Origin of the sequence: Polynucleobacter yangtzensis, from assembly GCF_027924165.1 — a bacterium.
Taxonomy (GTDB): domain Bacteria; phylum Pseudomonadota; class Gammaproteobacteria; order Burkholderiales; family Burkholderiaceae; genus Polynucleobacter; species Polynucleobacter yangtzensis.
Window position 1 is genome coordinate 876214 of sequence record NZ_AP026973.1, and the last position, 20390, is coordinate 896603.

The 20390-nt window shown below is 46.2% G+C and carries 23 protein-coding genes and 1 tRNA gene; 15 read left to right on the forward strand and 9 right to left on the reverse strand.

Going from position 1 to position 20390, the window contains the following annotated elements:
* The first annotated feature begins 38 nt into the window (after nt 1-38).
* The 7 genes from cysS to QMF28_RS04635 all read left to right on the forward strand — a co-directional run bounded on the left by cysS (nt 39) and on the right by QMF28_RS04635 (nt 6952).
* On the forward strand, nt 39-1460 hold the full coding sequence (cysS, locus tag QMF28_RS04605) for a cysteine--tRNA ligase (RefSeq protein ID WP_281743462.1): 1422 nt from the start codon (nt 39-41) through the stop codon (nt 1458-1460).
* Entirely contained in the window at nt 1460-2134 is a 675-nt protein-coding gene (locus QMF28_RS04610) for a DNA-3-methyladenine glycosylase family protein (RefSeq protein ID WP_281743464.1), read from the forward strand. The genes cysS and QMF28_RS04610 overlap by 1 nt, the downstream gene beginning before the upstream one ends.
* Before the next feature lie 9 nt (nt 2135-2143).
* Nucleotides 2144-3115: an acetyl-CoA carboxylase carboxyltransferase subunit alpha gene (locus QMF28_RS04615; protein ID WP_215361765.1), complete on the forward strand. Its 972-nt coding sequence runs from the start codon at nt 2144-2146 to the stop codon at nt 3113-3115.
* Nucleotides 3081-4388: a tRNA lysidine(34) synthetase TilS gene (gene tilS, locus QMF28_RS04620; RefSeq protein WP_281743465.1), complete on the forward strand. Its 1308-nt coding sequence runs from the start codon at nt 3081-3083 to the stop codon at nt 4386-4388. The genes QMF28_RS04615 and tilS overlap by 35 nt, the downstream gene beginning before the upstream one ends.
* Nucleotides 4389-4448: 60 nt before the next feature.
* Nucleotides 4449-5699, forward strand: a complete 1251-nt coding sequence (locus QMF28_RS04625; RefSeq protein WP_216214715.1) for an aspartate kinase — start codon at nt 4449-4451, stop codon at nt 5697-5699.
* A gap of 73 nt (nt 5700-5772) precedes the next feature.
* Nucleotides 5773-5867 (forward strand) — tRNA-Ser (locus tag QMF28_RS04630).
* Between the two features lie 131 nt (nt 5868-5998).
* On the forward strand, nt 5999-6952 hold the full coding sequence (locus QMF28_RS04635; protein WP_281743632.1) for a Bug family tripartite tricarboxylate transporter substrate binding protein: 954 nt from the start codon (nt 5999-6001) through the stop codon (nt 6950-6952).
* Between the two features lie 78 nt (nt 6953-7030).
* Here QMF28_RS04635 and QMF28_RS04640 read toward each other — a convergent pair whose 3' ends face one another.
* The 6 genes from QMF28_RS04640 to QMF28_RS04665 form a co-directional block, all read right to left on the reverse strand.
* Nucleotides 7031-7579, reverse strand: coding sequence for a hypothetical protein (locus tag QMF28_RS04640; RefSeq protein ID WP_281743468.1), 549 nt, complete (start codon nt 7577-7579; stop codon nt 7031-7033).
* Nucleotides 7580-7641: 62 nt separating this feature from the next.
* Nucleotides 7642-8466 (reverse strand): SDR family NAD(P)-dependent oxidoreductase, encoded by an 825-nt coding sequence (locus QMF28_RS04645; protein WP_281743470.1) that lies wholly within the window; start codon nt 8464-8466, stop codon nt 7642-7644.
* Nucleotides 8467-9192, reverse strand: a complete 726-nt coding sequence (locus tag QMF28_RS04650; protein WP_281743471.1) for an SDR family oxidoreductase — start codon at nt 9190-9192, stop codon at nt 8467-8469.
* A 2-nt stretch (nt 9193-9194) separates the two neighbouring features.
* Nucleotides 9195-9974 carry a citryl-CoA lyase gene (locus tag QMF28_RS04655; RefSeq protein ID WP_281743473.1) on the reverse strand — a complete coding sequence of 260 codons (780 nt, stop codon included), beginning with the start codon at nt 9972-9974 and terminating at the stop codon, nt 9195-9197.
* Between the two features lie 22 nt (nt 9975-9996).
* The gene (locus QMF28_RS04660) at nt 9997-11505 is read right to left on the reverse strand and encodes a class I adenylate-forming enzyme family protein (protein ID WP_281743474.1); all 1509 of its coding nucleotides are present in this window, start codon (nt 11503-11505) and stop codon (nt 9997-9999) included.
* A 52-nt stretch (nt 11506-11557) separates the two neighbouring features.
* Nucleotides 11558-12550, reverse strand: coding sequence for a Bug family tripartite tricarboxylate transporter substrate binding protein (locus QMF28_RS04665; protein WP_281743475.1), 993 nt, complete (start codon nt 12548-12550; stop codon nt 11558-11560).
* A 405-nt stretch (nt 12551-12955) separates the two neighbouring features.
* On the opposite strand from QMF28_RS04665, the gene QMF28_RS04670 reads away from it, so the two are divergent.
* From QMF28_RS04670 to QMF28_RS04690, 5 genes are read left to right on the forward strand one after another with little or no spacing between them, the layout of a single operon-like run.
* Complete coding sequence (locus QMF28_RS04670; RefSeq protein WP_068320730.1) at nt 12956-13255, forward strand: hypothetical protein; 300 nt, start codon at nt 12956-12958, stop codon at nt 13253-13255.
* A gap of 60 nt (nt 13256-13315) precedes the next feature.
* Nucleotides 13316-13729 carry a Smr/MutS family protein gene (locus QMF28_RS04675; protein WP_281743476.1) on the forward strand — a complete coding sequence of 138 codons (414 nt, stop codon included), beginning with the start codon at nt 13316-13318 and terminating at the stop codon, nt 13727-13729.
* Nucleotides 13730-13787: 58 nt separating this feature from the next.
* Nucleotides 13788-14129, forward strand: a complete 342-nt coding sequence (locus QMF28_RS04680) for an ElaB/YgaM/YqjD family protein (protein WP_281743477.1) — start codon at nt 13788-13790, stop codon at nt 14127-14129.
* Between the two features lie 6 nt (nt 14130-14135).
* A complete protein-coding gene (locus QMF28_RS04685) occupies nt 14136-14504 on the forward strand; it encodes a phage holin family protein (RefSeq protein ID WP_281743479.1) in 369 nt (122 codons plus the stop codon).
* Nucleotides 14501-14782 (forward strand): YqjK-like family protein, encoded by a 282-nt coding sequence (locus QMF28_RS04690; protein ID WP_281743480.1) that lies wholly within the window; start codon nt 14501-14503, stop codon nt 14780-14782. Before QMF28_RS04685 ends, QMF28_RS04690 begins: the two co-directional genes overlap by 4 nt.
* On the opposite strand, the gene QMF28_RS04695 is transcribed toward QMF28_RS04690, so the two are convergent.
* Entirely contained in the window at nt 14779-15297 is a 519-nt protein-coding gene (locus QMF28_RS04695) for an adenine phosphoribosyltransferase (protein WP_281743481.1), read from the reverse strand. The two genes, QMF28_RS04690 and QMF28_RS04695, sit on opposite strands and share 4 nt — an antisense overlap.
* Before the next feature lie 11 nt (nt 15298-15308).
* Here QMF28_RS04695 and QMF28_RS04700 point away from each other — a divergent pair, with 11 nt between their 5' ends.
* The 3 genes from QMF28_RS04700 (at nt 15309) to QMF28_RS04710 (ending at nt 18697) form a co-directional block, all read left to right on the forward strand.
* On the forward strand, nt 15309-15869 hold the full coding sequence (locus QMF28_RS04700; protein ID WP_281743483.1) for a phosphorylase family protein: 561 nt from the start codon (nt 15309-15311) through the stop codon (nt 15867-15869).
* Between the two features lie 78 nt (nt 15870-15947).
* Nucleotides 15948-17102, forward strand: a complete 1155-nt coding sequence (locus QMF28_RS04705; protein WP_425594906.1) for an alkane 1-monooxygenase — start codon at nt 15948-15950, stop codon at nt 17100-17102.
* Nucleotides 17102-18697: a GMC family oxidoreductase gene (locus QMF28_RS04710; RefSeq protein ID WP_281743485.1), complete on the forward strand. Its 1596-nt coding sequence runs from the start codon at nt 17102-17104 to the stop codon at nt 18695-18697. Before QMF28_RS04705 ends, QMF28_RS04710 begins: the two co-directional genes overlap by 1 nt.
* A 2-nt stretch (nt 18698-18699) precedes the next feature.
* Here QMF28_RS04710 and QMF28_RS04715 read toward each other — a convergent pair whose 3' ends face one another.
* A complete protein-coding gene (locus tag QMF28_RS04715; protein ID WP_281743486.1) occupies nt 18700-19152 on the reverse strand; it encodes a DUF2147 domain-containing protein in 453 nt (150 codons plus the stop codon).
* Between the two features lie 27 nt (nt 19153-19179).
* Nucleotides 19180-20376, reverse strand: coding sequence for an acetyl-CoA C-acyltransferase (locus tag QMF28_RS04720; protein WP_281743487.1), 1197 nt, complete (start codon nt 20374-20376; stop codon nt 19180-19182).
* Nucleotides 20377-20390 lie beyond the last annotated feature (14 nt).

A 20390-nucleotide genomic window follows, 5' to 3' on the forward strand; every position in this document is an offset into this window, starting at 1 on the left:
TAACAAATTGGCGCTACTTGCCCCACCTTTATAGCCCTATGCTGCAAATCTATAACACCCTTAGCCGTTCTAAACAGGTCTTTAAGCCCATAGTGCCGGGCAAGGTGAAGATGTACGTCTGCGGCATGACCGTTTATGACTTTTGCCATATTGGGCATGCCAGAGTCATGATTGTCTTTGATATGGTGGTTCGCTGGCTCAGGGCGAGTGGCTATGAAGTTCTTTATGTACGCAACATCACCGATATTGATGACAAGATCATTAATCGCGCCATTGAAAATGGCGAACCTATTTCTGCATTAACAAATCGCTTTATTGATGCCATGCATGCCGACTCAGATGAGTTGGGTTTAATGCATCCTGATCAAGAGCCTCGCGCAACCGATTACATCGGACAAATGCAGGGCATGATCGGTAAGCTCATTGAAAATGAATTGGCCTACCAAGCTAATGACGGCGATGTTAATTTTGCTGTGCGCTTATTACCGCGTTACGGTCAGCTGTCTGGAAAAACTCTAGACGAATTAAATGCAGGCGAGCGTGTAGCAGTAGGTGATGGCAAGCGCGACCCTTTGGATTTTGTTTTATGGAAAAGCGCCAAGCCTGAAGAGCCTGTGGATACGCGCTGGAAGTCACCCTGGGGCGAGGGCCGCCCGGGTTGGCATATTGAGTGCTCAGCAATGTCTTGCGACTTGTTAGGTGAGCACTTTGATATTCATGGTGGCGGTGCTGACTTGCAATTTCCGCATCACGAAAATGAAATCGCCCAAAGTGAAGGCGCCCTCTACGGCAAAGACCGCAAAGAAGACGATGCTCCCTTTGTAAATTACTGGATGCATAACGGCCACATTCGCGTTAACGAAGAGAAGATGTCCAAGTCATTAGGTAACTTCTTCTTAATTCGCGATGTCCTCAAAAGCTTTGACCCTGAGGTGCTGCGTTTCTTCATGTTGAAGGCGCACTACCGTAGCCCTATCAACTATAGCGACGCACAGCTTGAAGAAGCTCGCTCTGGATTGGTGCGCCTGTATACCGCTCTAGCGCAAGGCCCTAAAGCCCAAGTAATTCAATTGGACCCAAATAACCCATGGGCTAAGCGTTTTGCTGATGCCATGAATGATGATTTCAATACGCCTGAAGCGATTGCAGTCTTGTTTGACTTGGCCAGTGAAGTTAATCGTGCGCAAGGCGAAGAGAAGCAATTACTTGCCAATACGTTGAAGGCTCTTGGCGCGGCATTGAATTTCTTGCAGCGTGATCCCACTGCATTTTTGCAGGCGGGCTCTAAGGATCAGGATGGCTTAACGCCATCACAAATTGAAGAACAAATTGCAGCACGCGTAGCTGCCAAGCAAGCAAAAGACTTTGCAAAGGCAGACTTGATTCGTAAAACATTGTCGGAGCAGGGTATTGTTTTGGAAGATAAACCCGGCGGCCTTACAGAATGGCGCAGAGCTTAATGACGGCTGCAAAAACAGAGAATGCAGTAAAAGCAGAAGCAATCCTTGAAGAAGTCGCTCCAGAATATTGGGAGCAGGCTTGTAAAGAATTGATGAAGCAGGATCGCATACTCAAAAAACTCATCCCAAGGCATGGTTCAGGCTTTTTAGTTACGCGTGGCGATCCATTCAATACTCTGGCAAGGGCTATAGTTGGTCAGCAGATTTCAGTCGCGGCAGCACAATCCGTTTGGAATAGGGTTGTTGCTGCCAGCAAAAAGAAAGTCACCCCGAAAAATATCCTAGCGCTCTCAGTAGAGGAATTGCGTGCCGCCGGATTATCTGGACGCAAGGTTGAATACATCCGAGATCTGGCAGACCACTTCGATTCAGGGCGCCTTCATGCCAATCAATGGAAAGATATGGATGATGAGAGCGTTATCAAGGAATTGAGCTCAATTCGGGGGATTGGCCGCTGGACTGCTGAAATGTTCCTCATTTTCAATATGATTCGACCCGATATCCTCCCCTTGGACGATGTTGGCCTTATTAAGGCCATTTCCCTTAATTACTTCAGCGGAGAGCCTGTCAGCCGCCATGAAGCGCGCGAGGTGGCTGCTAATTGGGCCCCGTGGCGTACGGTTGCCACCTGGTATATGTGGAGAAGTATCGACCCAATTCCAGTTGAATATTAAAATCAAGCTATGAAAACGACTTTCCTGGATTTTGAGCAGCAAATCGCCGAATTAGAGTCAAAGATTGAAGAGCTGCGTTTTGTACAAGATGAGTCATCGGTAGATATCTCCGATGAGATCAAAACGCTTGCTGAAAAAAGTCAGCAGCTAACAAAAGATGTTTACGCCAATCTCACTCCTTGGCAAGTTTCTCAAGTAGCGCGTCATCCACAGCGTCCATACACTTTGGATTATGTCGGCGCTTTATTTACCGATTTCCACGAGTTACATGGTGATCGTACTTTTGCAGATGATCAATCGATCATCGGTGGTCTAGCCCGTTTTGAAAATCAACCATGCATGGTGATTGGCCATCAAAAGGGTCGCGATACTAAAGAGCGTGCTCTGCGAAACTTTGGCATGAGCCGTCCTGAGGGTTATCGCAAAGCAATGCGCCTCATGCGTCTTGCTGAAAAGTTTGGTATTCCTGTTTTCACTTTTGTAGATACGCCAGGTGCGTTCCCTGGTATTGATGCCGAAGAGCGTAACCAGTCGGAAGCAATTGGCCGCAACTTATATGTACAAGCAGAATTAGAAGTGCCCATCATTGCAACGATTATTGGTGAGGGTGGTTCAGGTGGCGCACTTGCAATCGCTATGGGTGACGTTGTATTGATGCTGCAAAACTCCACATACTCAGTGATCTCCCCAGAAGGTTGCGCTTCTATTCTTTGGAAGACGGCTGATAAGGCTCCCGAGGCTGCTGAACAGTTGGGCCTCACGGCGCAACGTTTGAAGGCTCTGGGCCTGATTGACAAGATTGTGGCCGAACCTATTGGTGGCGCGCATCGTGATTACGACAATATGATGAGCAATATGCGCAAAGCACTTGCGGAATCTTTAAAAACCTTTGATGGCATGAAAGTAGATGCATTGCTTGAGCGTCGTCATGAGCGTTTGATGAGTTATGGCAAGTTCAAGGAAATCACAGCAAAGTCCTAAGTCAGGAAAACGAATTGCGGTTGCCTTAAGTGGTGGCCTCGATTCGGTTGTGTTGCTCGACACGGTTTGCAAAGCGCAAGCCAAGAACCAAACCAACAATCAAATCTATGCATTCCATATTCATCATGGCTTACAAAAGCCGGCGGATGATTGGCTGATCTTTTGCGAGAAGCTCGCGAAACAATACAAGATTCATTTTGATTTTCGCCTCCTGCATTTAGACGGTGCCAAAGAGCAGGGCAATATTGAAGCAAGAGCAAGAGCAGGGCGCTACGAAGCGCTGACGGATCTGTGTGAAGAATATGGCATCGAAGATTTACTCTTGGCGCATCACCAAAATGATCAAGCGGAGACGGTTCTCTTGCAACTCCTCCGAGGCTCTGGTGTGGCGGGCCTATCGGGCATGCCTACAAGCAGGCAATTAGAACTCAATAACCACAACATCACTCTGTGGCGTCCACTCTTAAATCAAAGTAGGCAAGAGCTGGAGGCTTACGCTAAAGAGCATAAGCTCAAGTGGATTGAAGATCCCAGCAATCAAAATATAAAATATCGTCGCAATGCAGTACGTAAGAAAATTATTCCTGCGCTTGAAAAGATCCAGCCTGAAGCTTTGGCTAATATGGCGCGAAGTGCACAACTGCTTGGTGAGGTGCAAACTTTACTCAACCGTCTGGCTGAGCAAGATGGCAAAAGTATTCTCAATAAGAGTCAGCTGAAATTAGAGCCGCTACTGGCATTAGCAAAAGAGGATTTACCTGCTGCAAATAATGTCTTACGTTATTGGTTGCAAACACAGCAGTTGGCTATGCCATCACAAGAGCGCTTACATGCATGGTGGCGTGATCTTGCACAAGTTAAAGCAGATGCCAATCTTGAGTGGCTACATGACGAGAGAAAGATTTACCTGTGGCGCGGCATGTTGCAGGTGGGCAATGTGGAAGCGGGGCGGTGGGTTTTAAAAACCTTGCCAGCCAACTCTAAGCAATTGGGGCTTCCTGCTAACTGGGTAAAAGAGGCTCAAGACAACAATGAAATTAGCCTTAGGGAGCGTCAAGGCTCTGAGAAGATTCAGATTAAGCCTAAGACCCCCCGTAAAACCCTCAAAAACCTCTATCAGGAGGCTGATATCCCGCCCTGGGAGCGTCAGGCACCCTTACTCTATATCAACGATGAATTGATTGCTGTGGCCGGTATTGGGCTTAGCTATCCACACTTGATTACCTCAGGTAGGCGCGTACTCCCAGAATGGGTGCAAAACCCTGTAAAATAAGCCCTTTTTAGATCCTCAGGGAAGTTTTCCCTGTCACAAATAGTTAAATAAACGGTTTTTATGGCTCTTATCGTTCATAAATATGGCGGCACCTCAATGGGCTCAACTGAGCGCATTGCCAATGTTGCTAAACGCGTTGCTAAATGGATGCGTGCCGGCCATCAAGTGGTGGTCGTGCCTTCAGCTATGTCAGGCGAAACCAATCGCTTGCTCGGCTTAGCAAAAGAAATTAATCCTGATGCTAATCCGCGTGAATTAGATCAAATCGCTTCTACAGGCGAGCAAGTCAGTTCCGGTCTCTTGGCCTTAGCACTCATGCGTGAAGGCATTGATGCAGTCAGCTATGCTGGCTGGCAAGTTACTGTGCATACCGACTCTTCTTTCACGAAAGCGCGCATCAAGAGTATTGAAAGCGAGAAGATTCTCAAGGATCTTAATGCAGGTCGCGCTGTAGTAGTTACTGGCTTTCAGGGCGTAGACCCAAACGGCAACATCACGACACTAGGTCGCGGTGGTTCTGATACATCAGCAGTTGCCATGGCAGCAGCCTTGAAAGCAGATGAGTGCTTAATCTACACAGACGTTGATGGTGTGTACACCACTGACCCACGTGTTTGCGAAGATGCACGCCGCTTAGACAAAATTACTTTTGAAGAGATGCTAGAAATGGCTAGCTTAGGCTCAAAGGTATTGCAGATTCGTTCAGTTGAGTTTGCAGGCAAGTACAAAGTTAAAACCCGGGTTCTGTCTTCTTTGACAGACCCATTGATGCCTTTGGCTGATGAGATGAGCTCAGGCACCTTGATTACATTTGAAGAGGACAGCACTATGGAAGCCGCAGTTATTTCCGGCATCGCCTTTGCGCGTGATGAAGCGAAGATTACCGTTCTTGGAGTTCCTGATCGCCCAGGCATTGCTTATCAAATCCTTGGTCCGATTGCGGATGCCAATATTGATGTGGACATCATTATTCAGAACCAATCTGTAGAAGGTAAGACTGATTTCACTTTTACAGTGCCACGTGCTGATTATCAAAAAGCATTAGACATTCTGAAGAACACTGTGCAAGCGCACATTGAAGCAAAAGAGATTTCTGGTGATCCAAAAGTTTCCAAAGTTTCAGTGGTTGGCGTAGGTATGCGTTCTCATGTTGGCATTGCCAGCAAGATGTTCCGCACTTTATCAGAAGAGGGCATCAATATTCTGATGATCTCCACTAGCGAAATTAAGATCTCAGTCGTCATCGATGAGAAATACATGGAATTGGCTGTACGTGCCTTGCACAAGGCATTTGAGTTGGACCAGAAGTAAGTCAAAAAGCGCAATAAACCCCTCGGAAGCGGTTATCCGTTAAACTGTGGGGCGTTGTAATAGTAAGAAGTACGGAGACGTGGCCGAGCTGGTCGAAGGCACTCCCCTGCTAAGGGAGCATCGGGGCTAAAACTCTGATCGGAGGTTCGAATCCTCTCGTCTCCGCCAAGTACTTAAAGATAAAGGGGCCTCGGCCCCTTTATTTATTTCTAGACTCAAGTTAACGCTTTTATGATTATTATTTCAAGAAGCCTCATTATTATTTACAACCACTGTAAAAAAGGATTCCCGTGAAACGCATCATTCTTTTAGTGCTTGCTACTTCCTTCTCTATTATTTCTGGCCTAGCGTTCGCCTATCCTACAAAACCCATAACGATTATTGTTCCTCAGGCGCCTGGCGGAACAAACGACATTGTTGGTCGTGTTGTTGCGCAGCGTCTTGGCGAGCAAATGAAAGCTTCAGTGATTGTCGAAAATAAGCCTGGAGCTGGCGGCAATATTGGCACTCAGTATGTTGCTAATGGATCAAAAGATGGCTACACACTTTTGATGACTATTAGTAGTGCTCAAGCTATTAATCCTGCGCTTTATAAAAACCCAGGATTTGATCCGGTAAATGACTTTATTCCACTGGCAATGATTGGCTCAGTCCCTAATGTCTTAGTGGTCAATCCAAACTTCCCAGCCAAGAATTTAGATGAATTCTTAAAGTTGGTTAAATCAAAGCCTCCAGAAACTTATCAATATGCTTCGGCAGGGAATGGCACTTTAAACCATCTCTTGGGTGAAATGCTTAATCAAAGTTACGGCATATCCTTGCAACACATTCCTTATAAAGGTGTGGCGCCTGCTCTCAACGATCTCTTGGGGGGTCAGGTTCAAATCGCGTTTGCGAGTTTGCCGTCTGTACTGCAATACATCAATTCACAAAAACTGATTGCTCTTGGTGTTAGCTCCCCAAAGCGTTCACCGATTCTTCCGGACGTTCCTTCGATTTCAGAAAAAGTTCCTGGATTCTCTGGATCCTTGTGGATTGGATTGTTTGCGCCAAAAGGTACGCCTAAACCTGTGGTTGATAAATTGCAAAAGGAGATGCAGCTAACACTCGCAAACCCAGAGTTAAGGGAAAAATTACAAGCATCTGGAGTAGAGCTTGTAAACATGACTCCCACTGAGTTTGCAAAACAGCTGCAGGACGACATTGCTCGTTGGGCCAAGATAGTTAAGACATCTGGAGCGTCGCTAGACTAGGCCCCCAAGATATTTAAGAATGCAAAATAAATAAAGGGGCCTCAGCCCCTTTATTTATTTCTAGTGGTGTAATAAAGATTAATTAAAACCGTTCACTGCCTGCATATAGCCTTGAATATATTGTGGCGGTACATAGAGCTCAGTCTTGATACCAGACTTCGAGGAAACGGTAATGATAAAACCCTTCTTCATTCTGTCTTTGAGGAATGCTTCAGTCAATTGAATTGAGAGTACTTCTCTGAAGATACATCCTCGTTCACCACAGGCGCCTGCTTCTCTTCCAACCACTTTAAATGTCGAAGCAGGCGTGTTTTCTAGAATTGCTGAATCGTAATAACGCCATTGTGAAAAATACGTTAACTGCGCAACCAACTCATAAGTCTTTGCACCTTGCTTTGTCTGCTCAGCTCTGAGGCTAAACATTTCATAAGTATTGACTTCATCCATCGTGTTGATGGGAGGGCCCTGATAGGTTTTTCCACCAGTTACTGAGTTAGGTGTGATGATGGTTGAGTGATAAACATCATTAATTTCCCAGCCGCTAATTTTTTTGTCGTTGTGGTTACAGGCGGCAAGACCGGCACCAATTGCCAACAATAGAACTACTCGATAGATGATGCGATGCATATAAAACTCCTTAATATCACCAAATCATACTATCCCTTGGTGAGGGCCTTAGTTTCTCTGGCTTAGACGTACTTTCCAGTCAAACCGCCATCAACCACCAGTTCAGTGCCGGTGATGTAGGCAGCCGCATCAGATACCAAGAAGGCGCAGGCATGAGCCACATCCCAGGCTGAGCCTGAGCGACCCAAGGGCACCTGACGATCGCGGGCAGCGCGGGCCTCATCAAGCCCATTTTCCGAAAACATTTTCGCTACAGTATTGGCAATCCGCGGGGTATCGATTAGGCCGGGCACTACTGTATTAGCTCGAATACCCTTATCGGCATATTGCTGGGCAATCATCCGAATAAATTGGGTGTTGGCAGCTTTAGTCACGCTATAGGCTAGGTGAGGGTATCCAAGATAGCGCATACCGGCTACTGAGGAAATGGCGATGATGTTGCCAGTCTTTCTGGATACCATTTCAGGCAAAACTTCCTGAGCTGCTAATAAAAGGCTGCGTACATTGACTTTATGTATACGATCAAAATCCTCAGCACTGGTTTCCATAGGCCCGCCAACTTTGCCGATACCCACGTTATGATGCAAAACATCAATAGGACCAAACTGATTGCGCGCCTCTCTGAAAAGTCTCTTCACATCCTCTTCTTCGGAGACATCGCCTACAAAAGTTTTGGCTATGCCACCTTCATCTTGGATGATCTTGGTTGTTTCTTCTGCCGATGCTTGATCTCGGTCGACTACGCAGACCTTGGCACCAAGACGCGCGTAGGTAACGCATGAAGCTCTACCAATGCTCCAGCCTGGGCCAACTGAACCGCCACCTGATACAAAGATCACGCGATGAGTGAGGTCGGTAGGTAAGCCTGGAGGATGCTTTGGATTCATCTACTGGCTAAGACCCACAGTCATGCCACCGCATACATAAACCACCTGACCACTAGTAAATCCAGCGCGTTGGTCAAGTAATGAAGCAGCTATGTGAGCTACCTCCTCAGGTTGACCAATGCGACCTAGTGGCACGCTATCCAAGATACGTTGAGTGGCTGGCGCTCCTGGAGGATTAGCGCTTTGAAAAAGTTCAGTAGCAATCGGGCCCGGCCCAATAGCATTTACGGTAATACCATCAGCGGCAAGCTCTAAAGCGAGCGTGCGAGTAAGGCCTAACAATCCTGCTTTAGAGGTTGCATAAGCAATACGCTCTTCTTTACCCAAGGCGGCACGACTAGCGATATTCACAATACGGCCAAAGTGAGCAGACTTCATAGCGGGGAGTAGGGCTTGTACACAGATGATGGCAGCAGCGACATTCACATTCATTACCGCCTGAAAATCAGCGATGGTGGTTTTCTCAATCGTGGCAGGGCGAACAATACCAGCGTTGTTAACTAAGCGAGTAATCTTAAATTTGGATGTGACGTCCGTTAATGCAGTACGTAAAATTTTTTCGTCTGATACATCCACTTGAACAAAGGTTTCATGTTCAGCAATATTTTCGGGGGCCGCTTTATCAAAGTTGATAACATGCATGCCATCCGCAGTAAGACGCTCTGCAATTGCACGACCGATGCCACGGCTAGCGCCAGTAACTAAGACACATTCTCTAGCGCTCATAATTAGCCAATCTTATTGGCGCCATCCACAAATGGAATGGCGTGCTCGACGGTATCCCAAATAAAGCGGCCTGATGGACTTTGCTGTTCTTCAACAATATGCGCTACTAAGCCAGCTGAGCGTGAAATCACCGCAAAGCCACGCATTACTGCTGTGGGTATGCCAATTTCGCCTAGGAGGGCTGCAACAGCACCAGTTGCATTGATGGTGATTGGACGACCGGCAACCTCATCAACTGCCTTAGAAAGGGTCTCTAGTGCGCGAATATGATCGCCTTTGAGTTCTTTCTCGGCGCGACCCATGTCTAAGAGTTTGTAAGCTCTTGGATCTACTGGTTTATGAAGGTGATGACCAAAGCCAGGAATAGCCCCCTTAATGCTCTTGTAGTGCTGAGCAATCAATAGGGCTTCAGCATATTGATCTTTTGCGGCGATGATGCGATCTAGTAGGGCAGAGCAATTCTCCATCGTACCGATAAATGAGCTGCCAACTGCCAATAGGCCAGCTGATACTGCGCCTTGCAGATTTTCAGGGGCGCTCATATAGATCAAACGTGTGGCAATCGCACTCGGCGTTAATCCGTGCTCCATCAACACAATCAGTACCACATCCGTAATGCGGATATCTACACCGCGCGGTTCTCTACCCAGAATCTGCATCAACATCACTTCGGTAAAAGTCTTCTTGCCCATTAAATCTTCAACTAAATCAGCATCACGGTAATGCAAGCTAGTGAGGGTGTGAGTGCACAGACTGGTAACGGGAGTTTTTTTATTAGTCATGGAAATAATTTCTAAATTTTATTTAGGCGGGGGATTGAAGTTTTTGAATGACAGCACTCTTAAGCAACTTGCCTACATTAGAGCGAGGCAAGCTCTCATAAAAGTGCACGTGTTTTGGCGTTTGCACTGGTCCCAGTAGGTTGCGTACAAATGCAATGAGTTCTGCTTCGTCAGCTTTTTGTCCTGGATGTAATTGCACCGCCGCCTGAACAGTTTCTCCCCACTTTTCATCGGGAAGACCAAAGACTAGGCACTCATGAACAGCAGGATGTTGACTTAATGCATTCTCAACGTCAACGGGATACACATTAAAACCACCAGTAATCACAATGTCTTTGAGGCGATCTTTGAGATATAAAAAACCACGTTCATCAATTAAGCCACGATCACCAGTATGCAACCAGCCATCAATAATTGTTTCAGCGGTCTTCTCTGGCATACGCCAATAGCCATTCATGAGTAGGTCACCGCGGGCAACTACCTCACCGATTTCACCGGTAGGCAATATTTTTCCTTCGGGAGACATGATCGCCACATCACTAAACCATGTGGGTCTACCAACGGCCGCCCAATTATTGGGATCTTCAAAATCTTCTGGCCGCATGACAGTCAAAATTTGTGGCGCTTCAGTTTGACCATAGGTAGTTCCTAAAACTGGGCCAAAGAAATCGCGCACCTTACGAACTTGCTCTGGCGGCATTGGAGCGCCACCATAAATCAGTCTGCGCAGTTTTGGAAAATCATTTCTGGATGCATTGGGCAGAGCCATGAGCATGTAAACCAGAGTTGGGGGCATAAAGCAAACGGTACCCCTGCGATCCCGAAATGCGGATCTGACCACCTCTGCGCCGGCGCCATCTAGGATGACGTGACAGCCACCCTGAGCCAGAATGGGAATAATGTAAGTGGATGTGCCATGCGTAATCGGAGCAGCTACAACATAACGCTCATGCTCATCAAATCCCCATACCTGAATTTGATTGCTAATGTTGGCCATCCATGCGCGATAGGGCTGCATTACACCCTTGGGTGCGCCTGTAGTGCCGCCTGTAAATTTAATTGCCTGAATAGCCTCTTGAGGTAATTCAAATGAGGGCTGCGGAGCATCCACGTGTAAATGGATGAGCTCTTCCATACTTCTAGCCGAAGTATCAGAGTCTGCACCTGTATATACCCAGGCACCTGGCGCGCCTTTGAGTAATTCCTGGTTAACAGCATCCAAGATCACAATCGAAGGCTCTGTGATGTTGATAATGCGAGCAATTTCCGGGTGAGTACTTTTGGGGTTCAAAGGCACCCATACCTTGCCGCATGCCAAGATGGCAAGCAGAGCAGTGATGTGATCAGCGCTATTTCCTGCGCAAATGGCAACCCGGCTTTGCAAGGTTGGATCTAATGCAGTAAGTCCAGCCGCCAAAGCCTTTACTCGAGAAGCTAGCGTGGCGTAATGAATTGGACCCGTGGGTGTATCAATGGCAATGCGATCGGGCCAACGCTGCGCAGCCCTCCAGAAAAAATCAATCGGAAACATAAATTAAGCCTACTTCACAAAGACGATTTTCGAAGGGCTGAGGGGGGTGTTCTTATTCGGCTTTAGCGCCAGATTCTTTCACCACTTCACGCCAGCGTTTTACTTCAGAAGCCTCAAATGCTGCCATCTTTTCTGGCGAGCCCGGTTCAGGTGTGGCAGCCAACTCTTGCATGCGCTGACGAACTTCCGGTGAATTCAATGCTTTGTTTAAAGCGGAATTCAATTGCGCAATGATTGGCTTTGGGGTTCCTGCTGGAGCAACCAATGCAAACCAAGATTGCACATCAAATCCTGGGTAGCCTGATTCAGCAATCGTTGGGACATCTGGCAAAAACGGTGAGCGTTGAGCACTGGTAACTGCAATCGGACGAAGTTTTCCGGCCTTGATATGAGGTAATGCAGAAGGAGCGTTATCAAACATCGATTCAACTTGACCGCCAAGTAGGTCGGTTACTGCAGGGGCGCTACCTTTGTATGGAATATGGAGCATCTGAATTTTGGCTTGCATCTTGAACATTTCACCAGAAAGGTGAATAGACGAGCCGCTACCAGAAGAGGCGAACGTGACGCCGTCTTTCGAATTCTTGGCGTAGCGCACATAGTCTGCAACTGTTTTCACGGGAAGATTTGGATTAACGACCAAAATATTTGGAATCTTGGCAATCATGCCAATTGGCTCAAAGTCTTTAATCGGGTCGTAGCCCAAGTTTGGATAGAGCGTAGCGTTAATGGTATTGGCGATTGAAAATGCGTAGAGCGTATAGCCATCTGCAGGAGAGCGAGCAACCAATTCAGCGCCAACGTTGCTATTAGCCCCAGGCTTATTTTCAACCAAGATAGATTGACCCAACGTAGTACTCATGTTGACAGATACCAATCTTGTCAAAACGTCTGTAGCGCCGCCAGCAGAGTAGCCAACAATGATCTTAATAGGCTTGGTCGGCCAAGCCGATGATGTCTGGGCCACGGCCGATATCGAGGTGGCTGCAATAAGGGCAGCAAAAACAGTCAGCAATCCTTTTTTGGGTGTGAAGCGTAAAGACATAGATCTCCTCCGGTTTGTAGGGTGCTTTAAGACAATCTTTTTAAGCCCCAATTTTTATTTATCCAGTATTTATAACACCAAAGTTACGTAGGCGCCTCTTTGCCACCTTTCCTTTAAATGCTGCAGTTGCACTGTCTTATTAGGGTATCTCGCTACCCTTTTATTCAACTTCACAACTTCACAACTTCAGAAGTTGTGATATAGTGTTGGAACTGGGAGATGAAATGAAGAGACAAATACCAAAAACACATCAAGCCTTGGAGTGGGTGGGGAAGGGGCTGACTGCTGCTCAAGCAGCCAGAAAGATGGAAATTTCAGAATCCAGTGTGTATGCCGCTCTTAAAAAGACCAGAGCTAAAGAAGTGGGTTGTTGTCCAACATGTGGTCACAAAATAAGGAACTAAGATGAAAAAGACTCTATTAGCAGCCGTATCAATCTCCGTTGCTGCGTTTGCATATGCAAATACAAAGCCGTCGGATTCTTCTGAGTTAGTAAATCAGCAATGCAAGATATCTGCTGAAGCGGTGTCTACGTTGAAGGGGTTGCGCTATGGCAATACGTCCATTCGCAAGGATGTCTCCACATTGATTAATGCAAGCCTAAAAACCCCGGAGAATCGGGATCTCGCGCAAAAGACCCTCAACCTCATGGTTGACGACAAATCATCCGATGTTAGAAGCTTAGAGGGTAAGTACTGCTCTTAAGGAGTTCAGTTCAACCGATCTAAATTGGCACACAACGCAGAATGTCCTGATTGTGGGAATGTGCGGGCATTGTTTGATCAATGTCCGCATTGCAGTTCTATTGCATTGCCTATCCTGAGCTCCGATACGATCGAGCTCAATATTAAGCAAGACGGCCCCTATGTAGATGAAGCCCTAGAGAGGCTTACGGAATATCTACGCAAATCTCTTGAGGTTGGTATCAAAGCGATTGTGCTGATTCATGGCTATGGGTCTAGCGGAGAGGGTGGTCGCATTAAATGGGCCATTCATGACGCACTAGAAAATAATCGCTATTCCGATAGGGTGGATGAGTATTACTTTGGCGAAGATGTGGCTTATGGTAGCGAAGCCTATCATGCTTTGCATAAACGACGCCCAGGGTTAAAGCGTTATCTCAAGCGCTTCAAAGAGGGTAATGCTGGAATGACAGTCTTATTACTCAAATCCTACTAGAAGTGCTTAGAATAGGGTTATATGTGCAATTGTTGCCTTACTAACTGGGAATCTCGCTATGACCGCTAAGAAATTTGACCATTCAGTTGTCCATGATGACAAACAAGCTGGTGCCGAAAGCCTCATTGGTGAATTCAAGTCTCTTATGGCTGATGCCGAGGCATTAATCAAGGCTACCGAAGATCACCCGGGGGAGGCGATTAGCTCTATTCGCAATAAAGCTCTAGAAACTTTGGCTGGTGCTAAAGAAAGTCTTTCTGGCGTTGAAGGTAAGTTGCTAGATAAAGCAAAGATAGCAGCTGATGGTGCAGATGATTTTGTCCATCGCAATCCATGGGAGGCTGTTGGTGTTGCAGCAGGCTTGGGCTTGCTCATTGGTTTATTTATTGGCCGTCGTTAATACTTTATGTCTCAAGAAAACTTACTTTCATCCATCAAGGGCCTAGCCTCTACTGGGGCATCCATTGCTCAAACGCGTTTAGAGCTTTTATCGCTTGATGTACAAATAGCTAGAAGCAAATTCATTAGCTTGTTAGTGATGATTATTAGCGCCTTATTCTTTCTATTTTTTGGATTAGTGATGTTGGCATTACTGATCGTGATCTATAGCTGGGAAACAGACCGAATGATGGCTCTTGGTTTGTTAACTGGAGCATTCTTATCGGTTGGATTAATTCTGGCATTCTTAATTACTCAGTCACTGCGCAAGATGCCGAGATTATTCGAAGCCTCAATTACTGAATTAGCTAAAGATCGCGAAGCATTTTCAAAATGAGGGATAAGCCAAAGGACCTAGAGCATCGTCAACAAGAACTAATGCTTCAGGCTAGTCGAGAGCGCAAGGCCTTTGCTGAACACTTTGAGGCTTGGGAAAAGCCGCTTTCATGGGCGGATAAAGGAATTGATGCGGTTCAATTCTTGAAGAGCAACCCTATTTTATGGACTAGTGCATTTGCAGCGCTTGCGCATTACAAACCAAAACTGGCAAGCAAGGTTTTAGCGGTGGGTTGGGGTGCTATGAAAATAGTAAAGAGTGCTAAAAAGCTCATCTAGCATTTCAAAACAGATTGATGGCGAATACGATTCTGCTCCAGCAGTTCATTGCCGTTTAAGAAGGTAATCTCCAGTAAGGTAATTGCACCGCTGACTTCAAAGCCAGCCGAACGGATTAATTTATCAGCCGCAATTAATGTTCCGCCGGTAGCCAGCACATCATCCAGTAACAATACTTTGGCATCTTTGGGTAATGTGGATTGCTGAATTTCTAGAGAATCATTTCCATACTCAAGACCGTAGGCTTCACGATGACTAGCCAAGGGAAGTTTGTTGGGTTTTCTAGCTAACGCCAAGCCCTTATGAGCGAGGTGGGCTAACGCAGAGCCAAAGATAAAACCCCGCGATTCAATACCCAGGATATGGGTGTAATCAAACTGCTGTGCAATCTCATCTAGCTGACGAATAGCTTCTTTAAAGGCGACTGGATTGGCAAGTAGGGGAGAAATATCCCTAAAGAGAACCCCTGGTTTTGGAAAGTCAGGAACTCCGGGTAGATAATCTAATAAATTCATTGCCAACCAATATGAAAACAGAACTACTCATTATTACCGCATTAGAGTCTGAGCTCAAGCGTGAAGCTTTGCCAAGCGGCGTAGAGATCATCTATACGGGGATTGGCAAAATTAATGCAACTATCACCAGCATCAAAGCAATTAATCAATATTCACCTAAAAGAATCTTGAATTTTGGTACGGCTGGAAAAATCAAACCTGATCTACATGGTTTGCTGGAGATCGGCAAGGTGATTCAGCGCGATATGCAAGCTGAGCCATTAGCGCCTCGTGGTAGCACGCCATTCTGTGTACGACCACAAGAATATCTATCTACCGGGCAATTTGTCTGTGGCTCTGGCGATAGCTTCGTCACGACACATGACCCATGGTTGCATAGTCTGGGAGTAGACGTGGTGGATATGGAGTTATTTGCGATTGCTGCCGTTGCTTATGATTACCAAATTCCATGGCAATCATTTAAGTACATTACTGATGATGCCAATGAGAGCTCTGGTGATGATTGGCACGCTAAAGTCCATCATGGTCAAGATCTATTCCTGGAGAAAATGAGGGATATGTTGCGCAATTAGTTTTGATGGCATTATGGGATTATTCATTCCTGCCTTTGGCTATTTTTTATTGGCCCAGGCGTTTTAAAGGGGTAATCAGTGAGTATTGCATCGGCGCCTGTTAATGGGTCTTGGAGCGATAAAAGGTGGCTTTGGCTATTGAGCCCAAGTATCCCCTTGACCTTTACTCTTTCTATTGCTGCATTCGCTGTTACTGGCCAATGGTTGTGCCTGCTTTTTGCTCCATTCATTATTCACGCGGTCATTCCTATTCTGGATATAGCCTTTGGTGAGGATTTTAGTAATCCGCCAGAATCTGCTGTCGAGAACTTAAATAAAGATTTTTTCTATCGCATCATGGTTTGGCTGTATGTGCCATTTCAATTAATTGGTACTGTTTATGGAGCATGGTTAGCATCTACACAATCTTTAGATTGGTATGTATACATAGCATTGATATTGACGGTTGGATCCATCAATGGCATTGGTATTGGTACTGCACATGAGTTGGGCCATAAGCAAGAATCTTTAGATCGTTGGCTATCTAAATTAGCATTAGCGCCGAGTATGTATGGACACTTCTTTGTTGAACATAATCGCGGTCATCACAAACGTGTAGCAACTCCTGAAGATCCAGCTAGTGCCCGTATGGGGGAAAGTTTCTGGTCATTTTTGCCACGTACAGTATGGGGTAGTCTTATTTCTGCCTGGAATCTAGAGCGTGAGCGCTTAGCCAGAAAAGGTAAGGGCGTTTGGAGTATTCAGAACGAAAATCTCCAAGCTTGGTCACTAGGTATTATTTTCTACGGCGCATTAATCATCTGGTTAGGTTGGCCAGCTTTAATCTTCTTGGTATTGCAAGGGATCTACGCTGCTTCGATGTTGGAAGTAGTCAACTATGTAGAGCACTACGGGTTACTACGTCAAAAGGAGAATGGCGAGTACGTTCGCTGTGCACCTGAGCACTCCTGGAATAGCAATCATATTGTCGGTAATATTCTGTTGTATCACCTGCAACGCCATTCAGATCATCATGCACATCCAACGAGACGTTATCAAGCATTACGTCATTTTGATGAGGCCCCACAATTACCGGGCGGCTATGCGTCGATGATTACCTTGGCTTATTTTCCGCCCCTCTGGTTTGCCTTGATGGATAAGCGGGTAGTACAGCATTACGCCGGAGACATGAGCAAAATGAATCTGCAGCCCTCAGCAAAGCAAAGACTCATTCATGACTGGGGTAACAAGTAATGCCGTCACAGACCTTTGATTACATCGTTGTAGGCGGAGGGTCAGCCGGCAGTGTGATGGCAAGTCGCCTTAGCGAGGATGCGAACACTAGCGTGGCATTGCTTGAGGCTGGAGGTAATGGTGATAGTTGGTTGGTAAAAACACCTGCAGCTGCAGTAGCTATGTTGCCAACATCTATTAATAACTATGCCTTTGAGACAGTTCCTCAAAAAGGCTTAAATGGTCGCCGTGGATACCAGCCCAGAGGCAAATGCCTGGGCGGCTCTTCTGCTATTAATGCTATGATTTATACACGAGGTCATCGTTCCGATTACGATCATTGGCATTCTCTTGGAAATCTAGGCTGGTCGTATGACGAGATGCTGCCGTATTTTAAAAAGAGTGAAAACAATACCGCGTTAAAAGACCAATATCACGGTAATGATGGTCCGCTATGTGTATCCAACTTGCAATCACATAATCCATTCCAGCAAATATATCTGAATGCCGCTAAAGAGGCTGGCTTCCCAATTAATTCAGACTTTAATGGCGCGGAGCAAGAGGGTCTTGGCATCTATCAAGTGACCCATAAGAATGGCGAGCGCTGGAGCGCGGCGCGTGGTTATTTACATCCTCATATAGGTAAACGTAATAATCTTCAAGTCCAGACTGGTGTGCAGGTTGATCGAATACTGTTTGAGGGCAAAAAGGCAAGAGGAGTGGCGTATACGCAAGATGGCAAACAACGAGTCATGTATGCCAATAAAGAAATCATTCTTAGTGCTGGTGCTTTTCATTCTCCGCAGCTGTTGATGGTTTCTGGAGTGGGTCCAAAAGATCAATTGAGTCAATTTGGCATACCGCTAGTTCATGATTTGCCAGGCGTTGGTCAAAACTTGCAAGACCATCCAGATTTTATCTTTGGGTATGCGGCTAATAGCTTAGATTTAATTGGTATTTCAGTGGCTGGCAGCATTCGTATTGCACGTGAGATTGCAAAGTACGTCAGCTCGCGTGAAGGCATGATTGCTACTAACTTTGCAGAGGCTGGAGGATTTCTTAAGACGGATCCAAGTCTTGATGCGCCAGATGTGCAATTGCATTTCGTAGTCAGTCTGGTGGAGGATCATGCTCGTAAGTTACATATGGCCCACGGCTATTCATGTCATGTGTGTGTACTAAGACCTAAAAGCCGCGGCCAAGTCAGTTTGTCGAGTAACAGCATGAAAGATGCGCCATTAATTGATCCTGGGTTTTTGAGTGAAGAAGAGGACATGGAAACTCTGGTTAAGGGGTACAAGCTCACCAAGCAATTGATGGACGCGCCTAGCTTAGCAAGTGTCACAACTAAGAATGTTTTTACTCCAGATGTAAAAACAGACGAAGATATTCGGAAAATTATTCGGGTGAGGGCGGATACTGTCTATCACCCAGTAGGCACTTGCAAAATGGGCAACGATGCTATGGCAGTGGTTGACGCTAATCTAAAGGTCCATGGAATAGAGGGGCTGCGCGTCGTAGATGGATCCATCATGCCGACTCTGGTTGGCGGTAATACGAACGCCCCCATTATTGCTATTGCTGAAAAAGCAGCGGATATGATCCGCTGCCAGTAGTTTTACTGTTCAGCTTTGTACCAAACTTGAGTACGGCCTAGTAGTGGAACCCCGATATAGCCGCGGACATCCATCTTCTTGCCATCTTCAGTCGCAATTTTGACCTTGTAGACTTCACCTTCTTTGGGGTCGAGGATTTTTCCACCAGACCATACGCCGGGTTGATCCTGCTTTAGATCCGTCATGATCTTCATGCCAACAATCGGCTTATCTTTTCTATCATCCTTGCAGAGATTGCAGTTAACCAGGGGTGTTTCATTTGGTCTTGGGTATGTTTTGATAATGGTGCCTTCAAGCACGCCATTGACCTGCTCAATTTTGATTAAAGAAGCAGGTTGATTGGTTTTGTCATCAATGGTTTTCCACACCCCGATAGCAGGATCTGTTTGTGCGTAAGCAGCCCCGGAAAATGCAATGAGGCAGGCAGATAAAGTCAGTAATTGTTTTGTATTCATGATGTCTCCTAATTAGTAATCATGTCATCAGCAGCGCTCAAATATTCCAGCAGCGCCCATGCCAGTACCAACGCACATCGTGACCATGGCATGCTTTAGGTTACGTCGCTGCAAGGCATGGATGGCGGTAGCAGCACGAATCGCGCCAGTTGCCCCTAATGGATGACCAAGGGCAATAGCGCTTCCTAGCGGATTGACTTTGCTTTGATCCAAGCCAAGATCGCGAATAACTGCTAAAGACTGAGCTGCAAAAGCCTCGTTCAATTCAATCCAGTCCATATCCTGTAGATTTAAACCTGCAAGTTTTAATGCGGCAGGAATCGCCTCTTTAGGTCCAATACCCATGATTTCTGGCGCTACACCTTTAACAGCAAAGCTTACAAATCGAGCTAAAGGAGTGAGTCCAAAGGTTTTAATGGCCTTCTCACTAGCTAGAATCAGTGCACCTACACCATCAGAGGTTTGCGAGCTGTTACCTGCTGTAACACTTCCCCTTGCGGCAAATGGAGATTTGAGCTTTGCTAATCCTTCTAGTGAAGTATCAACGCGCGGACCTTCATCTTTCAAGAACTCACGCCACTGAACATCAACTTGACCCTTATCGAGATTCATTGAACGATGGGCAACCTTAACAGGGAAGATTTCAGAATTAAATTCACCGGCAGCTTGGGCAGCCATCGCTTTTTGATGTGACTGAAAAGCAAATGCATCCTGATCTTCTCTGCTGATTTTCCATTGCTGAGCAACTTTCTCGGCTGTCAATCCCATGCCGTAGGCAATCCCAATATTCTCATCGCTCATAAAGATCTCTGGTGACATCGATGGCGTATTGCCACCCATGGGAACCATACTCATGGACTCCACGCCGCCTGCAATCATCACATCAGCCTCGCCAACCCGAATGCGATCCGCAGCCATAGCAATGGCATTCAGACCTGATGAGCAGAAGCGATTAACGGTAATGCCGCCAACGGTATTAGGTAGACCGCCTAGGAGGAGTCCTATGCGTGCCACATTCAAGCCTTGTTGGGCTTCTGGCATAGCGCAACCAATAATTGCGTCTTCAATTGCTTTAGGGTCTAAGGTGGGTACTTGCGTCAAGATATGTTGAAGAGCATTGCCAAGTAAATCATCTGGTCGAGTATTTTTTAATGCACCTCGTCCTGATCTACCAACGGCGCTACGAGTAGCTGCAACGATATATGCGTCTTGGATATTTTTCATAGTGATATCTCAGT

Excerpts from the sequence above, each read along its gene's own strand:
- cysS (WP_281743462.1), top strand. The coding sequence starts at position 39 with ATGCTGCAAATCTATAACACCCTTAGCCGTTCTAAACAGGTCTTTAAG.
- QMF28_RS04610 (WP_281743464.1), top strand. The coding sequence starts at position 1,460 with ATGACGGCTGCAAAAACAGAGAATGCAGTAAAAGCAGAAGCAATCCTT.
- QMF28_RS04615 (WP_215361765.1), top strand. The coding sequence starts at position 2,144 with ATGAAAACGACTTTCCTGGATTTTGAGCAGCAAATCGCCGAATTAGAG.
- tilS (WP_281743465.1), top strand. The coding sequence starts at position 3,081 with ATGGCAAGTTCAAGGAAATCACAGCAAAGTCCTAAGTCAGGAAAACGA.
- QMF28_RS04625 (WP_216214715.1), top strand. The coding sequence starts at position 4,449 with ATGGCTCTTATCGTTCATAAATATGGCGGCACCTCAATGGGCTCAACT.
- QMF28_RS04640 (WP_281743468.1), bottom strand. The coding sequence starts at position 7,579 with ATGCATCGCATCATCTATCGAGTAGTTCTATTGTTGGCAATTGGTGCC.
- QMF28_RS04645 (WP_281743470.1), bottom strand. The coding sequence starts at position 8,466 with ATGAATCCAAAGCATCCTCCAGGCTTACCTACCGACCTCACTCATCGC.
- QMF28_RS04650 (WP_281743471.1), bottom strand. The coding sequence starts at position 9,192 with ATGAGCGCTAGAGAATGTGTCTTAGTTACTGGCGCTAGCCGTGGCATC.
- QMF28_RS04655 (WP_281743473.1), bottom strand. The coding sequence starts at position 9,974 with ATGACTAATAAAAAAACTCCCGTTACCAGTCTGTGCACTCACACCCTC.
- QMF28_RS04660 (WP_281743474.1), bottom strand. The coding sequence starts at position 11,505 with ATGTTTCCGATTGATTTTTTCTGGAGGGCTGCGCAGCGTTGGCCCGAT.
- QMF28_RS04665 (WP_281743475.1), bottom strand. The coding sequence starts at position 12,550 with ATGTCTTTACGCTTCACACCCAAAAAAGGATTGCTGACTGTTTTTGCT.
- QMF28_RS04670 (WP_068320730.1), top strand. The coding sequence starts at position 12,956 with ATGAAAAAGACTCTATTAGCAGCCGTATCAATCTCCGTTGCTGCGTTT.
- QMF28_RS04680 (WP_281743477.1), top strand. The coding sequence starts at position 13,788 with ATGACCGCTAAGAAATTTGACCATTCAGTTGTCCATGATGACAAACAA.
- QMF28_RS04685 (WP_281743479.1), top strand. The coding sequence starts at position 14,136 with ATGTCTCAAGAAAACTTACTTTCATCCATCAAGGGCCTAGCCTCTACT.
- QMF28_RS04690 (WP_281743480.1), top strand. The coding sequence starts at position 14,501 with ATGAGGGATAAGCCAAAGGACCTAGAGCATCGTCAACAAGAACTAATG.
- QMF28_RS04695 (WP_281743481.1), bottom strand. The coding sequence starts at position 15,297 with ATGAATTTATTAGATTATCTACCCGGAGTTCCTGACTTTCCAAAACCA.
- QMF28_RS04700 (WP_281743483.1), top strand. The coding sequence starts at position 15,309 with ATGAAAACAGAACTACTCATTATTACCGCATTAGAGTCTGAGCTCAAG.
- QMF28_RS04710 (WP_281743485.1), top strand. The coding sequence starts at position 17,102 with ATGCCGTCACAGACCTTTGATTACATCGTTGTAGGCGGAGGGTCAGCC.
- QMF28_RS04715 (WP_281743486.1), bottom strand. The coding sequence starts at position 19,152 with ATGAATACAAAACAATTACTGACTTTATCTGCCTGCCTCATTGCATTT.
- QMF28_RS04720 (WP_281743487.1), bottom strand. The coding sequence starts at position 20,376 with ATGAAAAATATCCAAGACGCATATATCGTTGCAGCTACTCGTAGCGCC.